This is a genomic window from Roseomonas sp. E05, from assembly GCF_030063475.1.
Lineage (GTDB): Bacteria > Pseudomonadota > Alphaproteobacteria > Acetobacterales > Acetobacteraceae > Pseudoroseomonas.
In genome coordinates, this window is record NZ_JASIRT010000104.1 from 1 (window position 1) to 586 (window position 586).

At 73.0% G+C, this 586-nt stretch carries 1 pseudogene; it reads left to right on the forward strand.

From position 1 onward, the window contains the following. Nucleotides 1-586, forward strand: a pseudogene (locus QMO56_RS26875) (IS5 family transposase); the annotation flags it as partial.

Here is a 586-nt window from a genome sequence, read left to right on the forward strand (position 1 = left end):
CCGCTGCTGCCGCGGGAGCGTCCGAAGCCGAAAGGCGGCTGCCCGCGAGCCTCTGACCGCGTGGCCCTTGCCGGGATCCTGTTCGTGCTGCGGACTGGGCATCCACTGGCATGAACTTCCATCCGAGTTGGGTTGCTGCGGCAAGACGTGCTGGCGGCGGCCGGGCGAGTGGCATGCTCACCGGGGTCTGGACGGGCCTGCACCGCGTCCTGCTGGAGCGGCTCCAGGATGGCGGAGCCTTGGACTGGCGCCGGGCGGCACTGGACAGTGCCAGCCTGCCCGCGAAAAAGGGGGTGCGGAGGTCGGCCCGAACCCGACGGACCACGGCAGGCCAGGCACGAAGCGGCATGTTGTCACAGACGCCCGTGGTACGCCGCCCGGCGTGGTGCTGAGCGGGGCCAACCGCAACGACAGCCTCCTGCTGGCCTCCCCCTCTGGATGCCTTGCCTGGCGTGCGCGCCCGGCATCGGGGCCGTCCGCGCCGCCGGCCCGCCAAGCTGCACGCCGACAAAGGCCATGATCACCGCCGCTGCCGCCAGGAGGGCCGGGCGCGCGGCATCGTCCCACGGATCGCCCGGCGCGGCAT